General features: G+C 64.5%; 19 protein-coding genes. 8 read left to right on the top strand and 11 right to left on the bottom strand.

The window, feature by feature from the left end; genetic code table 11:
- Nucleotides 1-111: 111 nt before the first annotated feature.
- Together GM910_RS22640 and GM910_RS22635 are read left to right on the top strand one after the other, a co-directional pair.
- On the top strand, nt 112-717 hold the full coding sequence (locus GM910_RS22640) for a PilZ domain-containing protein (protein ID WP_159591884.1): 606 nt from the start codon (nt 112-114) through the stop codon (nt 715-717).
- A 279-nt stretch (nt 718-996) separates the two neighbouring features.
- Nucleotides 997-1,611, top strand: coding sequence for a transglutaminase-like cysteine peptidase (locus GM910_RS22635; RefSeq protein WP_159591839.1), 615 nt, complete (start codon nt 997-999; stop codon nt 1,609-1,611).
- 104 nt (nt 1,612-1,715) lie between these two features.
- On the opposite strand, the gene GM910_RS22630 is transcribed toward GM910_RS22635, so the two are convergent.
- Entirely contained in the window at nt 1,716-2,243 is a 528-nt protein-coding gene (locus GM910_RS22630; protein WP_159591836.1) for a gamma carbonic anhydrase family protein, read from the bottom strand.
- Nucleotides 2,244-2,393: 150 nt separating this feature from the next.
- Between GM910_RS22630 and GM910_RS22625 the strand changes: the two genes are divergently transcribed.
- Nucleotides 2,394-3,131, top strand: a complete 738-nt coding sequence (locus GM910_RS22625) for a hypothetical protein (RefSeq protein ID WP_246226275.1) — start codon at nt 2,394-2,396, stop codon at nt 3,129-3,131.
- An 18-nt stretch (nt 3,132-3,149) separates the two neighbouring features.
- Here the strand turns inward: GM910_RS22625 and GM910_RS22620 are convergent, their stop codons facing one another.
- The 6 genes from GM910_RS22620 to GM910_RS22595 all read right to left on the bottom strand — a co-directional run bounded on the left by GM910_RS22620 (nt 3,150) and on the right by GM910_RS22595 (nt 7,271).
- On the bottom strand, nt 3,150-3,359 hold the full coding sequence (locus GM910_RS22620; RefSeq protein WP_159591833.1) for a DUF3126 family protein: 210 nt from the start codon (nt 3,357-3,359) through the stop codon (nt 3,150-3,152).
- Between the two features lie 116 nt (nt 3,360-3,475).
- Nucleotides 3,476-4,294, bottom strand: a complete 819-nt coding sequence (gene cysE, locus GM910_RS22615; protein ID WP_159591830.1) for a serine O-acetyltransferase — start codon at nt 4,292-4,294, stop codon at nt 3,476-3,478.
- Between the two features lie 115 nt (nt 4,295-4,409).
- Nucleotides 4,410-5,279 carry an alpha/beta fold hydrolase gene (locus GM910_RS22610; RefSeq protein ID WP_159591827.1) on the bottom strand — a complete coding sequence of 290 codons (870 nt, stop codon included), beginning with the start codon at nt 5,277-5,279 and terminating at the stop codon, nt 4,410-4,412.
- Nucleotides 5,276-6,031 (bottom strand): alpha/beta fold hydrolase, encoded by a 756-nt coding sequence (locus GM910_RS22605; protein WP_159591824.1) that lies wholly within the window; start codon nt 6,029-6,031, stop codon nt 5,276-5,278. Before GM910_RS22605 ends, GM910_RS22610 begins: the two co-directional genes overlap by 4 nt.
- Before the next feature lie 24 nt (nt 6,032-6,055).
- Complete coding sequence (locus GM910_RS22600) at nt 6,056-6,529, bottom strand: DUF192 domain-containing protein (protein ID WP_159591821.1); 474 nt, start codon at nt 6,527-6,529, stop codon at nt 6,056-6,058.
- Between the two features lie 145 nt (nt 6,530-6,674).
- Nucleotides 6,675-7,271, bottom strand: coding sequence for a cold-shock protein (locus GM910_RS22595; RefSeq protein WP_159591818.1), 597 nt, complete (start codon nt 7,269-7,271; stop codon nt 6,675-6,677).
- A gap of 226 nt (nt 7,272-7,497) precedes the next feature.
- Here GM910_RS22595 and GM910_RS22590 point away from each other — a divergent pair, with 226 nt between their 5' ends.
- The 3 genes from GM910_RS22590 (at nt 7,498) to GM910_RS22580 (ending at nt 10,426) form a co-directional block, all read left to right on the top strand.
- Complete coding sequence (locus tag GM910_RS22590) at nt 7,498-7,938, top strand: VOC family protein (protein ID WP_159591815.1); 441 nt, start codon at nt 7,498-7,500, stop codon at nt 7,936-7,938.
- Nucleotides 7,939-8,026: 88 nt separating this feature from the next.
- Nucleotides 8,027-9,559, top strand: coding sequence for an acyl-CoA carboxylase subunit beta (locus tag GM910_RS22585; RefSeq protein ID WP_159591813.1), 1,533 nt, complete (start codon nt 8,027-8,029; stop codon nt 9,557-9,559).
- A gap of 630 nt (nt 9,560-10,189) precedes the next feature.
- Nucleotides 10,190-10,426: a hypothetical protein gene (locus GM910_RS22580; protein WP_159591810.1), complete on the top strand. Its 237-nt coding sequence runs from the start codon at nt 10,190-10,192 to the stop codon at nt 10,424-10,426.
- A 25-nt stretch (nt 10,427-10,451) separates the two neighbouring features.
- On the opposite strand, the gene GM910_RS22575 is transcribed toward GM910_RS22580, so the two are convergent.
- Complete coding sequence (locus GM910_RS22575; protein WP_159591807.1) at nt 10,452-10,793, bottom strand: hypothetical protein; 342 nt, start codon at nt 10,791-10,793, stop codon at nt 10,452-10,454.
- A gap of 242 nt (nt 10,794-11,035) precedes the next feature.
- On the opposite strand from GM910_RS22575, the gene pncB reads away from it, so the two are divergent.
- Nucleotides 11,036-12,340 carry a nicotinate phosphoribosyltransferase gene (pncB, locus tag GM910_RS22570; protein WP_159591878.1) on the top strand — a complete coding sequence of 435 codons (1,305 nt, stop codon included), beginning with the start codon at nt 11,036-11,038 and terminating at the stop codon, nt 12,338-12,340.
- A gap of 75 nt (nt 12,341-12,415) precedes the next feature.
- On the opposite strand, the gene cckA is transcribed toward pncB, so the two are convergent.
- On the bottom strand, nt 12,416-15,013 hold the full coding sequence (gene cckA / locus GM910_RS22565; RefSeq protein WP_159591804.1) for a cell cycle histidine kinase CckA: 2,598 nt from the start codon (nt 15,011-15,013) through the stop codon (nt 12,416-12,418).
- A 200-nt stretch (nt 15,014-15,213) separates the two neighbouring features.
- Here cckA and GM910_RS22560 point away from each other — a divergent pair, with 200 nt between their 5' ends.
- The gene (locus tag GM910_RS22560; RefSeq protein WP_159591801.1) at nt 15,214-15,975 is read left to right on the top strand and encodes a flagellar biosynthetic protein FliO; all 762 of its coding nucleotides are present in this window, start codon (nt 15,214-15,216) and stop codon (nt 15,973-15,975) included.
- 6 nt (nt 15,976-15,981) lie between these two features.
- Here GM910_RS22560 and glmU read toward each other — a convergent pair whose 3' ends face one another.
- Together glmU and GM910_RS22550 are read right to left on the bottom strand one after the other, a co-directional pair.
- Nucleotides 15,982-17,337 carry a bifunctional UDP-N-acetylglucosamine diphosphorylase/glucosamine-1-phosphate N-acetyltransferase GlmU gene (glmU, locus tag GM910_RS22555; protein ID WP_159591798.1) on the bottom strand — a complete coding sequence of 452 codons (1,356 nt, stop codon included), beginning with the start codon at nt 17,335-17,337 and terminating at the stop codon, nt 15,982-15,984.
- 75 nt (nt 17,338-17,412) lie between these two features.
- On the bottom strand, nt 17,413-18,150 hold the full coding sequence (locus GM910_RS22550) for a cytochrome c biogenesis CcdA family protein (protein ID WP_159591795.1): 738 nt from the start codon (nt 18,148-18,150) through the stop codon (nt 17,413-17,415).
- Between the last annotated feature and the right edge of the window lie 209 nt (nt 18,151-18,359).

The following is an 18,359-nucleotide window of genomic DNA, read 5'->3' as shown; positions in this document are numbered from 1 at the left end:
CGCACGGCGCTATCGGCCCGCCTTACCCGTTATTAACACTTAAGGCATAGCGTCTTCGGCGTTATCGGCCGACTTGCCTCTCGGGCGGCCGGAAAGGCGAAAGCGATGACGATGCCCGCGGCGACGAACCCGATCTCCCCAGGTGCCGAAAGAAGAGACTTTCAGCGCGTGAAAGTGACGGTCTACGGCCGCTATATGCTGCAGGACCGCTCCGAGTATCCCTGCCGGGTCACAGAGATGTCGCCGGGCAATGCGGCGCTGATCGCCGAGCGGTCCGGCCGCCCGGGTGAGCGGGTGGTCGCCTATCTCGACCACATCGGCCGCATTGAAGGTCGCATCACGCGCCTTCTGGACGACGGCTTCGCGATGACCATCACGGCCTCGGAGAGGAAGCGCGACAAGCTCGCCGCGCAGCTTACCTGGCTTGCCAACCGGCACGAATTGGACCTGCCGGAAGACCGCCGGCATGAGCGCATCACACCGCGCAATCCGATCAGCACCTTGCGCCTGCCCGACGGGAGCGAGCATTCGTGCCGCGTCGTCGACCTTTCCTTGTCGGGTGCGGCGCTCGAGATCGACGTCAAGCCGGAGATCGGCGCGGAGGTCTTCCTCGCCGCCATGCGCAGTCGGGTGGTGCGCCACTTCGACGACGGCATTGCGCTCGAGTTCGCCGTCGTCCAGGAGCAGAACGCGCTCAAGGCCAAATTCTCGAACTGAGGATTTCCGCCGGTTTCGGTCAGCAAAGTAAGCTCAGCCCATACATACCGGTTCCGCGCGGCCGCACCGTCGCGGTTTCTCGAAAAAGCCCTCTCCTTCCTTCCCCCAATCACGGCGGGCGGGCAGGCGTTCATGCTTAACATCCGGTGTAGACAATTGATGCAATTCAATACTTTGAACGTTACCGCAAAGCGGAAAATTTGAACTTATTTATACTTCCAGTCTTTGCCCGGAATAAATCGGAACCTGTCATTGTCTCTCCGAACGGGGAGACGAACAATGGTAACGACAAAACGGGTTCCGCTTCTGGCGGTCGCGGCGGTGCTGCTTGCTTCTCTGACGGGGGGCGCCGAGGCCGCCTCCGACATCATGCCCATCGGCGGGCGGGCTACGCAGCCGGTCGGCCACTACGAATTCTGTCAGCGGCAGCCAGCGGAGTGCGGCCGCACGGCGTTCAATGCCGCACCGGCGGAACTGACGCGCAAGCTGTGGGCAACGCTGATCGAGGTCAACAACGCGGTCAACGGCTCCGTCGTCCCGCGTACCGACGTGGAGCTGTGGGGCATCGAGGAGCTTTGGTCCTATCCCGACCTTTACGGGGATTGCGAGGACTACGTGCTGGAAAAGCGCCGGCTCCTCATGGAAGCAGGCATGCCGGCCGCCAACCTGCTCATCACCGTGGTGCGCCAGCCCAACGGTGACGGCCACGCGGTCCTGACGGTCACCACCAACATGGGCGATTTCATTCTCGACAATCTGCAGCCGCGCGTCCTCGCCTGGTCGGAAACCGACTATCAGTTTCTGAAGCGCCAGTCGCCGCGCCATGCAGGCCAGTGGGTCTCCATCCATGATGGGCGCGCCGTGGCTGTCGGTAGCGTTTCGTCCAACCGCTGAACATCAGGGAAACCCGGTCGAGTCCCCACCTCCCCGTCCCCAACGACCGGGTTAGGAGCCGGCCCTCCCCAGGGCCGGCTCCGCTTTTTTCAGGAGGTGATGGATCAGGCGGGAATAAGACCGCGGCGGAAGCGCCTGGCGTTTTCGACATAGTGGGCGGCGGAGGCGCGCAGCATGGCCGCCGTTTCGTCGTCGATCTCGCGCACGGCCCTGGCCGGCGCGCCGACGATCAGCGAACGATCGGGGAAGGTCTTGCCTTCGGTCACCAGCGCGCCGGCGCCGACGAGACAGTCGTTGCCGATCCGCGCCCCGTTGAGCACGATGGCGCCCATGCCGATCAACGTGTTGTCGCCGATGGTGCAGCCGTGCAGGATGGCCCTGTGCCCGATGGTGCAGCCGCGCCCGACGGTAAGTGGAAAGCCCATATCCGTGTGCATGACCGTGTGCTCCTGCACATTGGTGTCGTCTCCTATGAGGATCGGCTCATTGTCGCCGCGCAGCACGGCGCCGAACCAGATGCCGACATCGCGGCCGATGTGAAGCCGGCCGATGAGCGTCGCGTCGGGCGCCACCCAGCCGCTTTGCTCATCCGTGAATTCGGGGCTTTTTCCATCGAGCGCATAGATCGGCATGGTCGCGGGTCTCCTGTGGCGGGGCGGCGGGAGGATAAGGCGGGCTCAGCACCTCCCGCAAGCCCACAGGGACGGTATGCGGCAGGCTTCTTTACCTGCCGTTTACCGTAACGTCGCAATGGTTTTTCACGTTTCTTCAGGAGGTTTCCCGTGCAGGCTCGGTCGTCAACGTTTCCCGGCTTCGCCGATATCGCGCCGCGCCGCGCGGCCCCGCTCTCCCGCCTGCTTTACGCCCTCCTGGCGCTCGCGCTCCTCTCGTTGGCCATCGGGATTGGCGGAAAGTGGCTGGGCCGCACCGTCGCACCCGGAGGCCATACCGTTTCCCGGCAGGAGCGCGAGATCGTCGTCGGCAACAATGTCTTCCTCGTGCCGGAGAATGTCATCCGATTCGAACGGATGCGCAGGGACGGTACCCAGAGCCGACTCGACCTTTACCTGCGTTGGCCCGAGATGGAGGGCTATGAGCTTGCGGTCCAGGACGATTTCAACCATGCGAGCGAGAGGAGGTCGATCGTCTTCGTATCGTTCGAGCCCCGCGCCTTCTCGCGTGACATGAGCGGGCGGCTGGAGCCGATCTACCGCCACCTGCTCACGCCCGGCGCGCGGAACGGGCCGGCCGGCCTCAAGCTCCATGGCTTCAAGGAAGAAGCAGGGTTCGTGGACGAGGTCCTGGTTGTCGGCGAGCGGGAGCCGGAGGCGCCGTTCGTGGCCCGGTGCCTCTCCGGCGCGATGGCGACGCAGTCGCTGGCGCCTTGCGAGAGGGACATCAATTTCGGTGACGGTCTCAGCCTTGTCTATCGCTTTCCCGAAGCGCTGCTGGGGGAGTGGCGGGACCTGGACAGGGCAATTCTGGCGAAGGCGGAAGCGTTTTTGCAGACGGGCGGGTAAAGGCAGAGCCGGCCGCCACTACTCAAGGTCGATGTCGAGAATGGCCATCGAGAAATTATAGGACAGTTCGCCCTCGTCCTCGTCCCGGAAAATGATGCCGAGAAACTCGTCGCCGACATAAAGCTCGCAGGAATCCTCCTTGCGCGGGCGCGCCTTGACGCTCAAGGTCGGGTTATTGAAGGTGCGCTTGAAATAGGCGTCGAGCTTTCTGATCTCTTCCGGCTTCAACAAACTTCTCCGCTGGCTGTTCGGGTCGACGCCCGCGCTTCTGGCATGGCGGCGGCGCGACTGTAAACCCTTAAACCGGTAAAGGGGAAGCCGAAAAGGATCGCCCGGAGGGTTGCCTATTCCTGCCGCAGGAGCTGGTCCATGGCCCGCGACGGCTCCTCGCAGCCGGCTTCGCCGATGATGCGCGCGGGCACGCCGGCGACGGTCTTGTTGGGTGGCACGGGCTTGACCACGACCGAGCCGGCGGCAACCTTCGTGCAATGGCCGATCTCGATGTTGCCGAGAATCTTGGCGCCGGCGCCGATCAGAACGCCGTGGCGGATTTTTGGATGGCGGTCGCCCATCTCCTTGCCGGTGCCGCCGAGGGTCACACCTTGCAGGATGGAGACGTTGTCCTCGACCTCCGCGGTTTCTCCGACGACAAGCCCCGTCGCATGGTCGAGGAATATGCCCTTGCCGATCTTTGCTGCCGGGTTGATGTCGGTCTGGAAGATGGCGGAGGAGCGGCTTTGCAGGTAGAGCGCGAAGTCGCGGCGGCCTTTCCGCCAGAGCCAGTGGGCGAGACGGTGCGTCTGGATGGCGTGGAAACCCTTGAAATAGAGCACCGGCATGATGAAGCGGTCGCAGGCGGGATCGCGGTCATAGTAGGCCTGGATGTCGACGCGCACGATCGCACTCCAGTCCGGCTCGTCCTCCCACATGGACTGGAAGGTCTGGCGGATGAGGTCGGCGCCGAGGTCCGGATGGTCGAGCCGCTCGGCGACCCGGTGGATGACGGCGTCCTCCAGTGTGGCGTGATTGAGCACCGTGGCATAGAGGAATGCGGCCAACAGGGGATCGTTGTCGACGGCGGCTTTTGCCTCGGCGCGGACCTCGGACCAGATGGGGTCGACGTGCTGCGGCGCATCGGTGCGTACGGCGTTTCTGACCGTCATGAGCTTTCTCCCCTGCTGCGGGTGTTTTCAAGCTGGCCAACATAAGGCACAAGCGCGGCCGATTGAACCGCAAAATGCTTGAACAATGGTCAAGGAGAATTGATTGCCGGTGGGTTCAAGCGGTCTTGTCGCCGGTGAGGAAGTCGAGGACGGCGCGGGAGAAGACGTCGTTGCGGTCGCCGGCGACCGTATGGCCGGCGCCACCGACGTCGACATAGGAGGCGGAAGGCGCGCGCTCGACGAATTCGCGGGCGTAGGCCTCGTGGACGAGCTCCGACTGGACGCCGCGCACAAGGAGGACGGGAAGCACGAGGCGGGGCAGCGCGTCGAAAAGCGCCTGCATCAGCGCCCCGGCACCGACGTTGATGTTCTGCGCGCCCTTGATGAAGGCCGGATCCCAGTGCCAGCGGTAACGGCCGTCGGCGTCGAGACGCAGATTCTTGCGCAGGCCCGAGAGCGAACCTGGCCGGCGGCGGTGCGGCAGATAGGCAGCGATGGCGTCGGCGGCTTCTTCCAGGGTCGAAAACCCCTCCTCCATGCGGGCGCCCATGAAGCCCTGGATACGAGCGACGCCTTCCGGGTCCATGCGCGGGGTGATGTCGACCAGGACGAGGGATTCGAGCAGGTTTTCGTCGTCGGTCTGGGCGGCGAGCGAGGCCAGTCCGCCGAGCGAGGCGCCGACGGCGGAGGGGCGCGCATGGAAACGTTCGGCCACCTGGCGGGCAACAGCGGCCATGTCTTGAGCGAAATGGGCGAAGGTGTAGTTGCCGCTTGTCACCCAGGCGCTTTCACCGTGGCCGCGCTGGTCGACGGCGATCGCCCGCATGCCGCGTTCGGCTATGCTACGGGCGGTGGCGTCCCACGCGCGCCGCGTCTGGCCACCGCCGTGCAGGAAGATGACCGGATGGCCGCCGCCGTCCCACAGCGTGGCGGCGAGGCGGTTATTCTCGGCGCCGGTGAAGGCGATCTCCTGGGGAGCGCTCACAGGGGATGCTCCTTCAGGAAATCGAGAACCCGCGCCTTGAAGGTGCGATCGCCAACCGACAGCATATGGTCGCGGCGTTCGATGGCGAAAGCCTCGCCGCGGGGGAGCATTTTGGCGAGCGGCTCGGGCGCGCCGGCGATGTCGTCCCTGGTGCCGACGGCGACGAGCGCAGGCTGGGCAATCTTCGCGACGTCGTCCGGGGTAAGGAGCGTGCGCGAAGTGGAGATGCAGGCGGCGAGCGCCTTACGGTCGCTCTCCGTCTGGTCGGCGAAGGCGCGGAACATGCGGCCACGCTCGTGGGTGATGGTGGCGGGGTCTTCGGCGAGCAGCGCCTCGGCGATGACGTCCCACTCGCCGACGCCCTCGACCATGCCGATGCCCAGGCCCCCGAAAACGACGGTGGCAACGCGCTCTGGATTGGCGAGAGCCAGGAAGGCGGTGATGCGGGCGCCCATCGAATAGCCCATGACGTGGGCGCGGGCGATGCCGAGATGATCGAGCAGCGCCGCGGCGTCGGATGCCATCTTTTCCGGCGTGTAAGCTTCCCGGTCGTGGCTTTTGGTAGAGCGGCCGTGGCCGCGGTTGTCGAAGGCGGCGACGCGGTAGCCGGCGTCGCGCAGGGTCTTCACCCAACCGGTCGCGACCCAGTTGACGAAATGGGTGGATGCGAAGCCGTGGATGAGGAGGACGGGATCGCCCTCCCCCTCGTCGATGAAGCCGATGTCGAAGCCGTCATGGGAGAAGAACTGCATGCGCCCCGCAAAGCCCTTGCCGCCTCAGCCGTCGCCAGCGACCGCGTCAATGAGCGGATGGCGGAGACGATCGCCGATCTCAATGCCGGCTTTCTGCGCGGTTCCCGCTTTCAGTTCAAGCACAAACTGCGCGGCGACCCGCGGCGCAATGCTGTCGGTCGAGAACGGTATGCCCTCCTCGATCGCCCTCACCTTGCCGTCCTCGCCTATGAAGAGGAGATCGAGCGGCATGGGCGTGTTCTGCATCCAGAAGCCAAGCTGGCGGCTTCTCTCGAAGACGAAGAGCATGCCGTGGTCGTCGCTCATGGACTGGCGGAACATCAGGCCGCGGGAGCGCTTTTCGTCGGTGTCGGCAACTTCGACGGCAAAATGCTTCTCGCCATTCGCCGTCTCGGCCACCAGAGGCTCCGCGTGGACGGGAAGCAGCATCGGCTCTTGTGCCCGCGCCGCGCCGAGGTGAAACGCGAGCACCAGGAGAAACGACAGGATGTAACGCATGGAAACCTCCGGACAGGGCCAGCCGGCTTAGTGGTGCGATCCTGACAGATGGTACCCATCTGTCAGGAAAAATCGCCCCACCAGATTAATAGCTTGTGGGCTGACTTCTCCAAACAGATGGGTACCATCTGTTTGGGTCAGACCACTAGTGGGCGACCGGCAACGTGCCCATATCCGGGTGAACTTCGGCGGCCATAAGGCCTTTCTCGCCGCGCCCGTACCGTACGAGCACGACCTGGCCGGGGCGCAGCTCCGTGATGCCGTAGCGGCGCAGGGTCTCCATATGGATGAAAATATCTTCCGTTCCCTCCCCGCGCGTGAGGAAGCCGAAGCCTTTCGTGCGGTTGAACCACTTCACCAGGGCCCGCTCCAACCCGCTTTCGGGTGTCACCGTGACATGGGTACGCTGGGCTTGGTCCTCGGCCGGATGAATGGCGGTCGAGGTGTCCATGGACAGAATCTGGAAGGCCTGGAGGCCCCTTTCGCCCTGGCGCGCCAGACAGACGACGCGAGCACCGCTGAGCGCGGTCTGGAAACCGTCGCGCCTGAGGCAGGACACATGCAGGAGCACGTCGCCTATGTCCGGGCCGTCGGGCAGGATGAAGCCGAATCCCTTGGCCACATCGAACCACTTGATTGCGCCGGATACCTCGATGAGGTCCGACGTTTCTTCAGAATTGCCCGCCCCCCGGGCCTTTTCCTTGCTGGCAAGCCCTCGTGTCGTCGAGGAATTATCCTCCATGCGCTTTGCCTTCCCTCAAGTCCGCTGGACTGATTCTGTCCGGCGAGGATAGCATCGGTTGTTCACGCCTTAGCAAGACCTGCACAGGGATTTTCAACAGCGCCCGGGTATAAGAGCGGCCCGTTGTGATCGTGCCATAAACGACAGCTTCATCATTTGGCCATTGCCCGGGGCGCCGCCCGCGCCCTATGTTCGGCCCCTGTCAAGACAAGAAGGGAATTGAAGAATGCGCTATCTGCACACCATGGTCCGCGTCCGCGACATCGACGAATCCCTCGATTTCTACTGCAACAAGCTCGGACTGGTGGAAAAGCGGCGCTCGGAGAACGAGAAGGGCCGCTACACGCTCGTCTTCCTGGCCGCTCCCGACGATATGGATTTGGCCGAGCGAACCCAGGCGCCGCTTGTGGAACTCACCTACAACTGGGATCCGGAGGATTACCAGGGTGGGCGCAATTTCGGCCACCTTGCCTATGAGGTGGACGATATCTACGACACCTGCCAGCGCCTGATGGACGGCGGGATGACGATCAACCGCCCGCCGCGCGACGGCCGCATGGCCTTCGTGCGCTCGCCCGACGGCATCTCCGTCGAGCTTCTGCAGAAGGGCGAGGCGAAGGCGAAGGCCGAGCCGTGGGCGTCGATGGAGAACACCGGCGCGTGGTGAGTGTGTGAGTAAGGCAGTTGGCAAATAGGCGGTAAGGCAACACGACGGCAGTTCCGCCAGCTCTTGCTGCCGACTGCGAGGGAGGAGCATGAAAGAGGTTCTCAAGGAGCTTGAGCGGCGGCGCGAGGCCGCCCGCGCCGGCGGCGGCAGGAAGCGCGTCGATCACCAGCATGCAAAGGGCAAGCTGACGGCGCGCGAGCGGCTGGAAGTCTTTCTCGACGAGGGCTCCTTCGAGGAGTTCGACATGTTCGTCGAGCATCGCTCCACCGACTTCGGAATGGAGAAGACGAAGTTCTACAGCGACGGGGTGGTTACCGGCTGGGGCACCGTGAATGGCCGGACCGTCTTCGTCTTCGCCAAGGACTTCACCGTCTTCGGCGGCTCGCTATCGGAGGCGCATGCCGAGAAGGTGATGAAGATCCAGGATATGGCGCTGAAGAACCGGGCGCCGATCATCGGCTTCTACGACGCCGGGGGCGCGCGTATCCAGGAGGGCGTGGCGGCTCTCGGCGGTTATGCCGAGATATTCCAGCGCAATGTTCTGGCCTCCGGCGTCATTCCACAAATTTCCGTCATCATGGGGCCGTGCGCGGGTGGCGACGTCTATTCGCCGGCCATGACGGACTTCATTTTCATGGTGCGCGGCACCTCCTACATGTTCGTGACGGGACCGGATGTGGTGAAGACCGTCACCAATGAAACGGTGACGGCGGAAGAGTTGGGCGGGGCGCATATCCATACCACCAAGTCCTCCATCGCCGATGGCGCCTACGACAACGACATCGAAGCGCTTTTGCAGATGCGCAGACTGGTCGATTTCCTGCCCGCCTCCAATACGAGCGAAATCCCCGAGATCGCCTTTCACGACGATGTCGAAGAACCCGACCATTCGCTGGACCGGCTCGTGCCGGCCAACGCCAATAAGCCCTACGATATCCGGGAGCTGATCCTGAAGACGGCGGACGAAGGCGATTTTTTCGAGATCCAGGAGGGGTTTGCGAAAAACATCGTCACCGGGTTCGGGCGCGTGGAAGGGCGCACCGTCGGCTTTGTCGCCAACCAGCCCATGGTGCTTGCAGGCGTGCTCGATGCCGATGCTTCACGCAAGGCGGCGCGTTTTGTGCGCTTCTGCGACTGTTTCAACATTCCGCTGGTCACCTTCGTCGACGTTCCGGGCTTCCTGCCGGGCACCGGACAGGAATATGGCGGGCTCATCAAGCATGGGGCGAAGCTCCTGTTCGCCTATGGTGAGGCGACGGTGCCGAAGGTGACGGTCATCACTCGCAAGGCGTTCGGCGGGGCCTATGACGTGATGGCTTCGAAGCATCTGCGCGGCGACATCAACTATGCCTGGCCGACGGCGCAGATCGCCGTGATGGGGGCCAAGGGCGCGGTCGAGATCATCTTCCGCAAGGACATCGACGACGCCGAGAAGATCGCCGCGCATACGCACATGTACGAGGACCGGTTTCTCTCGCCCTTCGTCGCTGCCGAGCGCGGCTATGTGGACGAGGTGATCATGCCCCATTCGACGCGCCGCCGCGTGGCGCGCGCGCTACGCATGCTGCGCGATAAGGATTTGAGCAACCCCTGGAAGAAACACGACAACATCCCGCTTTAGGACCGGTTCATCGCATGTAATCGATGAGCTGGCTTAACGCGTTATCCTGTCGCAATTCCGGAGGAAAAACCGGTTTCCACGTTTCCTGGAGTTGCGTTAGGCTCGGCTTTTCGGCGGCCTGGATTTGGGTGGTCGTGCCCGTCCGGGCTTGGCACGCCTCTTTTTGGTTGCGTCTACAGGGCCTTGAAAGAAGATTGCGGCGCCCATCGCAAGCGCCGTCGCCATCACCTGCGCTTCGAGTTCTGCCAGGCTGATGTCCTCAACCGTATGGCGTTCCCTTACCTCCGAGGCAACGGCCGGTACGTTGACCGTGCCTTCGCGACGCAATGCACGCTTCACCGCAGAGTGAAGTTCCAACAGTAGCTCGTCCGAATACCGCCTCGCCATGATCTTCCCGCTGTCCGCTGCATCCGGTGATGAGCATCGGACAGAATAGGACTATATGGCTTTTTGAGCAACAATTTTATATTTTATTTTCAATAAGTTAGTAGAATAAGCCCAATGCTTCGACCATGCATGAGGCTGTCATGACGCCAATTACTCATTACGCGTTCTTGACTAACTGATCGGTGTCCCCGCATACTTCGCGCGCTTATCAGCGACAACGACCATTTCTGATGGAGGTGAGCCTTGTCGGCACTTGAGCGACCGGAACGCCTGCAAATCATGCTGAGCCTTGAAGAGCTACAGGCGCTGGAAGATTTCAGATTCGAAAAGCGCATGCCAAGCAGAGCCGCGGCAGTGCGGGAGCTGCTGCGGCGGGGCTTGCTGTCAGGAGGATTCCTCAAAGTGGCGGCGGGCACAAAATCGCAGGATTTTGGCGTCATAGACAATGGCGCGGCAGGCCTGCCGCAGGACGACGCCTGATGTGCGATACGCCGTGCCGCCTGCCCTAGAAAAGCTTCGGTGGCACGAAAAGGCAGATGGTGCGCGAGGTGTCCTCACCGGCGACGGAGCACCAGTGATAGACCCCGTCGGGCGATTGCTTCACGCGACGGTCGGTATAGGCAACCACCTCGCCGGTCGGGTTGATGACATAGCCCTCGGGCCGTTCCGACACCAGTTTGGCCGGTATCTCACGGCAGTCTTGGTTGGAGCAACAGGCGTAGGGATACGCCCAGCCGGATTTGGCTTGATGCGCGAAGCTGGAGCCGGATACGGCGGGAAGCGTCAAGGGCAGCAGCAGTGTTGCGGCAAAGCCGCGGGACAGGAGGGTCGAGAGTGAGCCGTGCATGGCTATTCCTCAAGAGGTTGTTCCTCCCAGGATCAGTTTCCTCCCGGCGTGGTTAATCTTTTATTAGTAAAGCCTAACATGATTCCTGGACTCGTGGCGACATAACGCCCGCACCTTCTTGATCGTTCCATTGCGGCACAAAAGCATCCCCCTGCCGCCGCGTGTCATTGACATTTTCGCCCTGGCGGTGTGGGTTCCGGGCAGATCACGCGGAGCGGACGGTGGCGACATAAATGGCTAGCATGACGAAGACTGATCTCGCGCGCCGGGTCTACAACCACACTTGGAAGCTCGACCCGATCTGCCGCAGCCTGCTGGACACGGATTTCTACAAGCTCCTGATGCTGCAGATGATCCGCGGCCTCTACCCGGACGTGAACGCCACCTTCTCGTTGATGAACCGCAACAAGCGGGTGCAGCTTGCCGCCGAGATCGACGAGGGGGAGTTGCGCGAGCAGCTCGACCATGCGCGCACCATCCGCTTCACCAAGAAGGAGATGATCTGGCTGGCCGGCAACACCTTCTACGGCCGCAAGCAGATCTTTCAGCCCGATTTCCTCGCCTGGCTCGCCGATTTCCGCCTCCCCGAATATGAGCTTCGGCGCCACAACGGCCAGTTCGAGCTGCACTTCCACGGGCGCTGGGTGGAAACCACCATGTGGGAGATCCCGGCGCTCGCCATCATCAACGAATTGCGCTCGCGCGCGGCCATGCGCTCGCTCGGCCCCTTCGCGCTCGATGTGCTCTATGCCCGCGCCAAGGCCAAGGTGTGGTCGAAGGTGGAGCGGCTGAAGCGGTACCCCGATATCCGCATCTCCGATTTCGGCACCAGGCGGCGCCACTCCTTCCTGTGGCAGCGCTGGTGTGTGGAGGCGTTGAAGGAGGGCATTGGCGAGGCATTTACCGGCACCTCCAACGTGCTGCTCGCCATGGATACGGACCTGGAGGCGCTGGGCACCAACGCGCACGAGTTGCCTATGGTTCTGGCGGCGCTGACCGATACGGAAGAAGAGTTGAAGGCTGCGCCCTACCGAGTGCTCGAGGACTGGCAGAGCTACTACGGCGGCAACCTCCTGATCGTGCTGCCGGACACCTTCGGCACCGAAGCCTTCCTGCGCGCAGCACCCGACTGGGTGGCCGGCTGGACCGGCTTTCGCCCCGACAGCGCCCCGCCCATCGAGGGCGGCGAACGCATCATCTCCTGGTGGAAGGAGCGCGGCCAGGACCCGCGCGACAAACTCCTGATCTTTTCCGACGGGCTGGACGTCGATACCATCGAGCGGACGCATCGCCATTTCAAGGGCCGCGTGCGCATGGCGTTCGGCTGGGGCACCAACCTCACCAACGACTTCGAGGACTGCGCGCCGAAGGAGATCGACAGCCTCAAGGCCATTTCCATGGTCTGCAAGGTGAGCGAGGCGAACGGAAGGCCAGCGGTGAAGCTTTCGGACAATCCCGAGAAAGCGACCGGCGATCCGCAGGCGATAAAGCGGTATCTGGAGATTTTCGGCAGCGAAGAACGCGTGCGGCGGCCGGTGACGGTTTGAAGCGGGTCGACTCGCGGCCGCCTGGACCTCTCTAGCCGGCAGGCCAGAGGTGGTCGCCGGCGACTTCCGCGCGTCTTACCCCTCCCCCTCCAGCATCTCCTTCACAACCGTCGCCAACTGCTTGAGCGAAAATGGTTTCGGCAGGAATCCGAAGGTGGCGTCGGAGGGCAGGTTCTTGGCGAAGGCGTCTTCGGCGTACCCGGAGACGAAGATGAACTTGATGTCGGGCTGGACCTTGCGCAATTCGCCCAGAAGCGTCGGTCCGTCCATCTCCGGCATGACGACGTCGGAGACGACGATATCGATCTTGCCGTCGAGCTCGTTGAAGATCTCCAGGGCCTCCGTGCCCGAGCTTGCCTCGTGCACCTCATAGCCGCGTGAGGAGAGCGCGCGCACGCTGCCCATGCGCACGGCATCCTCGTCCTCCACCAGGAGCACGCGCGCGGAGCCGGAAAGGTCGCGGGTTTCCTGCTTGGCTCTCTGGGCCGCCTCGGCCGCGCCGTTGGCCGCCGCAGACCGCGCGGCCTCCACCTCGGCGGCACCGGGCACATGCCGTGGCAGGAAGATGTGGAACGTCGTTCCCCTGCCGACTTCCGAATCGCAGAAGATGAAGCCGCCCGTCTGCTTGACGATGCCGTAGACCATCGACAGGCCCAGCCCCGTGCCCTTCCCCACCTCCTTGGTGGTGAAGAAAGGCTCGAATATCTTCTTCTGCGCTTCCGGGGGGATGCCGGTGCCGGTGTCCTCCACCTCGACCACGACATAGTCGGCCGGCGCCAGCGCGCGATAGGCGGCGAAGCCGGCGCATTCGTCGGCCGCGACGTTGCGCGTTCGCACGGTGAGCGTGCCGCCGTCGGGCATGGCATCGCGGGCGTTGACGGCGAGGTTCACCACCACCTGCTCGAACTGGCCGATATCGGCCTTCACCGGCCACAGGTCGCGGCCGTGCTCGATGTCGAGTTTGATGTCGTTGCCGACAAGGCGGGAAAGCAGCATGCGCAGGTCCGCCAGCACGTCGGTGAGGTTCAGGACCTCGGGCCGCAAGGTCTGGCGGCGCGAGAACGCGAGCAACTGGCGCACCAGCGAGGCGGCGCGGTTGGCGTTCTGCTTGATGTTCATGATGTCCGGAAAGGACGGGTCGGACGGGCGGTGGTTCGTCAAAAGCAGGTCGGAGGCCATGATGATGGCGGTGAGCACGTTGTTGAAGTCGTGCGCGATGCCGCCGGCGAGCTGGCCGACGGCCTGCATCTTCTGGCTTTGCGCCATCTGCGCCTCGAGCGCCTTCTGCTCGGTGGTCTCCACGGCATAGACGATGGCCGCCTCCTCCGCCCCCTCCCCGCCGCCCGGGTCGGCCACGGCGTTGACGTAGAAGCGCATGTGGCGGTCCTCGTCGCCGGGCAGTACCGTGTCGATGGGGGAAATGTCGGCTTGGCGCTGCTTGGCCTTTTCCAGCGCCAAGGCGAACGCCTCGCGGTCGCGGTCGTGCATCACCGTGTCGAGGCGGATGCGCCGGTCGACGGCGTCGCGGTCGACGACGCTGGAGAACAGCGACAGGAAGGGCGCGTTGGTGCGCAGGATGCGGCCATCGTGGTCGACGCTGGCGATCGCCATGGGGGTGGAATTGAAGAAGCGGGTGAAGCGCACCTCGGAGGCGCGCAGATCGGCCGAGGCGTCCTCGCCGAGCGTGCGGTTGAGCACAATGGTGCGGGTGGGACCGGGCAACCCCTCGCGTGTGGCCGTCACCCGGTGCATGAAGCGCACGGGCAGCGCCTCGCCGCGCACGGTGGCGAGATCGAGATCGATGACGGCGTTGCGCGTCGTGCCGTGCTCAGCCTTGACGGCCTGGATGAGCGCCATGCCGTCGCCGGCGACGATGTCGGGCAGGCTCAAGGCACCGGGCACGAAATTGGCCAGATCGATGCCCAACCATTCGGCCAGTGTGGCATTGAGGTAGGTGACGCGGCCGTCGGCGTCCGCGGCAAAGAAGCCCGCCGGCGCATGGTCGAGGTGGTCGATCGCCTTCTGCAGGTCGAGGAAGAAACGCTCCTGCTCGGCGCGCTCGTCGGAAATGTCGGTCAGAAGCCAGGCGGACAGCGGTTTGCGGTGGCCCGGCACCTTGAAGACGCGCGCCCAGGCGCGGTACCAGCGGGCGCCGGGTTCGCCGCCGGGGCGGATCGGCCGGGAAAGACGAAACTCGCCGTCGCCCGGCAACCCGTCGCGCAGGCTTGCCGCCAGCCGCTCGATCACGGAGGCGGCTTCCGGGTTGTCGGACAGAAGCGCCTCGACGGTCTTGACATCGGTGGCCGAGGTGGCGCCGGTGAGCGCGGCATAGGCGCGGTTGGCGTAAAGGATGTTGCCCCTGGTGTCGGTCACCAGCAGGCCCTCCGCCATGGAATCGATGAAGGAGCGGGAGAGCTCGTCCCCGGTGGAGCGCGGGGCTATCTGGATAAAGCCGATTGCGCTGGCGAACAGATAGCCCACCCCGATCATGGCCATGACACCGAGGACGCCGAGGAGAAAACCCTCGCCGAGCCGTTCCTGGAAAAGCGCGAAGACCAGCGCCGATCCGGTCAATACGAGGATGAAGATGATGAGCCGCGTAATCACGCCTGGGCGCGCGCCCTGGTCGATGATGGGTGCCGTGTCTATTTCGCCGCCACTGATTTTGGCCATCCGTTTCCTGCCCGTCGCGCCGACTGCAAGCGGCCCCATGGTCCCCCCGCCATATATCAGGGCCAGAGGCATGCGCAAGGTCGGCAACGGTAACGGGCAGGGTCTCGACGATCGCGGCGGGTGGCCGATTCAACCTTGCCGGGCTGCATCTCGACGCCTAGTTTGGCTTCCCTGACGGAAACTTGGTATGGAGTGCGATGATGGGCGAATGGCTGGCGGGTCTGGCGGGGGAAAACTATGCCACGGCGATATTGTGGACCCTTGCCGCACTCATCCTGCTTGCGGTCGTCCTCACCGTCGCGCGCATGGCGCGCAGCCGCGCCTCCGGTACCTTCGTCGCCGGCGGGCGCAACAGGGCGCCGCGTCTTGCCGTGGTCGATGCGACGGCGGTCGACAGCCAGCGGCGGCTGGTGCTGGTGCGCCGCGACGACGTGGAGCATCTGATTCTGATCGGCGGCCCGAGCGACCTGGTGATCGAGCAACGGATCGGCGCCCGCGAAGTCGAGCCCGCCACGGTGCAGCGGCCGCCGCGTCGGGAGGCGGTTGCGCCGTCTGTGCCGCCGGCCGCGCCGAGGCAGCGCCCCGCCCCAAACCTTCGTGCCGTCCCGCCGGCGCCCGCCGCTCAACAGCGGCCCGTACGCAGCGAGCCGGAACTGCCCACCGCCGCGCCGGTGCCGCCTGCCGTCCCGCCAGTGCGGCAAGAGGAGCCGCAGGCGCCGCGACACGAGGAGCCCCAGGCGCCGCGAAGCGAACCGAAACCGGCGCCGGTCGCGCGTGACGTCGAGGAGGACGCCGCTCTCGCCAGGGAAATCGATATTGCCGTTGATGAGCCCGTTGATGAGCCGGTCAAGGAAGCGGCCGAAGAGCCGGCGCCACAGCCGCAACGTGCGGCTGCCTCCATCGAGGACGAGATGAGCCGCCTCTTGGACGATCTTGCCGAGGAACGGAAGAAGGAAGGCTGACGCCCGTTACTTCTTCTGTCCTGCCAGCCGTTCGCGCAGCAGCTTGCCGCGGCCCTCGCGCGTCGTCTGGCGGGCGCGGCCGAAGGCGAGCGCATCGTCGGGGACGTTCTGGGTGATGACGCTGCCCGAGGCGATGTAGGCGCCTGCGCCTATCGTGAGCGGTGCGACGAGGGAGGAATTGGTGCCGACGAAGGCGCCGGCGCCGATCTCGGTGCGGTGCTTGTTGAAGCCGTCATAGTTGCAGGTGATGGTGCCGGCGCCGATATTGGCCGCCGCCCCCACCACCGCGTCGCCGATATAGGAAAGATGCGGCACCTTGGCGCCGGGCTCGATGCGCGCCTTCTTGATCTCGCAGAAATTGCCGACCTTGGCATTCTCCATAACCTCCGCGCCGGGCCGCAGCCGGGCGAAGGGGCCGACCGTGGCGCCGCTCTCCACCCTCGCCTCCTCCAGATGCGAGAAGGCATGGATGCGGACATTGGCGGCGATCTCCACGCCGGGGCCGAACCAGACGTTCGGCTCGACGACGGTGTCGGGGCCGATTTCCGTGTCGTGGGAGAAGAAGACGGTCTCGGGCGCGATCAGCGTGACGCCGGACAGCATCATTTCACGGCGTTTCCTGTCCTGCCAGACGGCCTCGGCCTCGGCGAGCTGCGCACGGTTGTTGATGCCGAGCGCGCTTTCCCCGCTGGCTTCGGTCGCCACGACCGAAAGGCCCTGCCGGTTGGCGATCTCGACGATGTCGGTCAGGTAGAACTCGCCCTTGGCGTTGTCGTTGCCGACCGCATCGAGCAGCGGGAGCGCGTGTTCCCCGGTAATCGCCATCAGGCCGCTGTTGCAGAAGGTGATTTTCCTCTCCTCCTCCGAGCAGTCCTTCTCCTCGCGGATCGCCACGAGCCGCCCGTCCCTTTCGATGAGGCGCCCGTAGCCGGTGGGCTCCGGCGTACGGAAGCCGAGCACCGCCACCGCCGCCCCCTCGGCGAGGCTCGCGCGTGCCTTCGAGAGGACGTCGGCTTCGAGCAAGGGGTGATCCCCGAACACCACAAGCACATCGTCATAGCCGCGCGCGATCGCTTCCCTTGCCGCGAGCACCGCATGGGCCGTGCCAAGGCGCTCCTTCTGTTCGAAGATGCCCTCTTTCCCTCCGCCATGGGAAAATCCCGCCACGGCCGCGCGCACCTTATCGGCCCCGTTGCCGACAACCAGCGCCAGCGCATCGGCGCCGGCAGCGCCCGCGGCCGCCATCACATGGCCCAGCATCTCCAGCCCGGCGACCCTGTGCAGCACCTTGGGCAGCGCGCTCTTCATGCGGGTGCCCTCGCCGGCTGCAAGGACGATGGCGAGGCAGGTTCGTTTTTCCATGGAAGAAATCCGCTCGTTGTTCTGGAATCGAGCGATGTGTAGCACCCTGGAGGGCGAGCTCCAATGCGCCGGCCGCTATCCGAGCCGGCCGAGAGTCGGGAAGGTCTCCAGAAGCCAGTAGGCCATGGTCTGCATGCCCCCCGTCAGGAACAGGACGCCGGCAACGACGAGCAGCCCGCCGATGGCCTTTTCCACGCGGCCCAGATGCATGCGGAAGCGCTGCAGGAAGCGCATGAAGGCGTCGGAGAAGAGTGCGGCGATGAGGAAGGGGATACCGAGCCCCGCCGAATAGACGCCGAGCATCAAGGCGCCCTCGCCCACCGTCTGGCGTCCGCCGGCAAGGGTCAGGATCGGCCCCAGCACCGGGCCGATGCAGGGCGTCCAGCCGAAACCGAAGGCAAGGCCCATCACATAGGCCGCCCCCAGGCTCGCCGGCTGGCCGCCGGCGCGGAAGCGGGCCTCGCGGGACAGGAACGGGATGCGCACGACGCCCAGGAAATTCAGGCCCATGACGATGATGACGAGCCCGGCGGCCATGGCCAATTCCTGCTGCCAGGCACGCAGCACCGCGCCGATGGTCGAAGCGCCCGCCCCCAACGCCACGAAGACGGTGGAAAAGCCCAGCACGAAGGCGAGCGCCGCGGTCATCAGCGAAAGCCGGGCGCTCGGGCTGCCCTCGGGTCGGCGGAAATCCTCCACAGAAACGCCGGCCATGTAGCACAGATAGGGCGGCACCAGCGGCAGCACGCAAGGCGACAGGAACGAGATCGCCCCCGCCAACAGCGCGCTTGCGTAGCCGATGTCGATGGCCATGCCGTTTCCCTATCCGTTACGATTTCCTTGTCTAGACCAGTTCATCGTTTCACGGAATCGATGAACTGGTCTAACTCTTTGGTTTGTCGCAATTCCGGACGGAAAACCGGTTTCCACTTTCCCTGGAATTGCTTGTCTTATGACTTTTTCCGCCGAACGGGCGAATAAGGGACCGCTGGGAGAGGGTAGCCGCCCTCCCTCAGCGGCGA

The sequence above is a fragment of the Chelativorans xinjiangensis genome (assembly GCF_009812055.1).
GTDB classification, from domain to species: Bacteria; Pseudomonadota; Alphaproteobacteria; order Rhizobiales; family Rhizobiaceae; genus Chelativorans; species Chelativorans xinjiangense.
The sequence above is the reverse complement of the archived record's forward strand: the minus strand, read 5'-3'. Positions and strand labels throughout refer to the sequence as shown.

Excerpts from the sequence above, each read along its gene's own strand:
- cysE (WP_159591830.1), bottom strand. The coding sequence starts at position 4,294 with ATGACGGTCAGAAACGCCGTACGCACCGATGCGCCGCAGCACGTCGAC.
- GM910_RS22585 (WP_159591813.1), top strand. The coding sequence starts at position 8,027 with ATGAAAGAGGTTCTCAAGGAGCTTGAGCGGCGGCGCGAGGCCGCCCGC.
- GM910_RS22635 (WP_159591839.1), top strand. The coding sequence starts at position 997 with ATGGTAACGACAAAACGGGTTCCGCTTCTGGCGGTCGCGGCGGTGCTG.
- glmU (WP_159591798.1), bottom strand. The coding sequence starts at position 17,337 with ATGGAAAAACGAACCTGCCTCGCCATCGTCCTTGCAGCCGGCGAGGGC.
- GM910_RS22550 (WP_159591795.1), bottom strand. The coding sequence starts at position 18,150 with ATGGCCATCGACATCGGCTACGCAAGCGCGCTGTTGGCGGGGGCGATC.
- cckA (WP_159591804.1), bottom strand. The coding sequence starts at position 15,013 with ATGGCCAAAATCAGTGGCGGCGAAATAGACACGGCACCCATCATCGAC.
- GM910_RS22630 (WP_159591836.1), bottom strand. The coding sequence starts at position 2,243 with ATGCCGATCTATGCGCTCGATGGAAAAAGCCCCGAATTCACGGATGAG.
- GM910_RS22640 (WP_159591884.1), top strand. The coding sequence starts at position 112 with ATGCCCGCGGCGACGAACCCGATCTCCCCAGGTGCCGAAAGAAGAGAC.
- GM910_RS22590 (WP_159591815.1), top strand. The coding sequence starts at position 7,498 with ATGCGCTATCTGCACACCATGGTCCGCGTCCGCGACATCGACGAATCC.
- GM910_RS22560 (WP_159591801.1), top strand. The coding sequence starts at position 15,214 with ATGGGCGAATGGCTGGCGGGTCTGGCGGGGGAAAACTATGCCACGGCG.
- pncB (WP_159591878.1), top strand. The coding sequence starts at position 11,036 with ATGACGAAGACTGATCTCGCGCGCCGGGTCTACAACCACACTTGGAAG.
- GM910_RS22595 (WP_159591818.1), bottom strand. The coding sequence starts at position 7,271 with ATGGAGGATAATTCCTCGACGACACGAGGGCTTGCCAGCAAGGAAAAG.
- GM910_RS22605 (WP_159591824.1), bottom strand. The coding sequence starts at position 6,031 with ATGCAGTTCTTCTCCCATGACGGCTTCGACATCGGCTTCATCGACGAG.
- GM910_RS22575 (WP_159591807.1), bottom strand. The coding sequence starts at position 10,793 with ATGCACGGCTCACTCTCGACCCTCCTGTCCCGCGGCTTTGCCGCAACA.
- GM910_RS22600 (WP_159591821.1), bottom strand. The coding sequence starts at position 6,529 with ATGCGTTACATCCTGTCGTTTCTCCTGGTGCTCGCGTTTCACCTCGGC.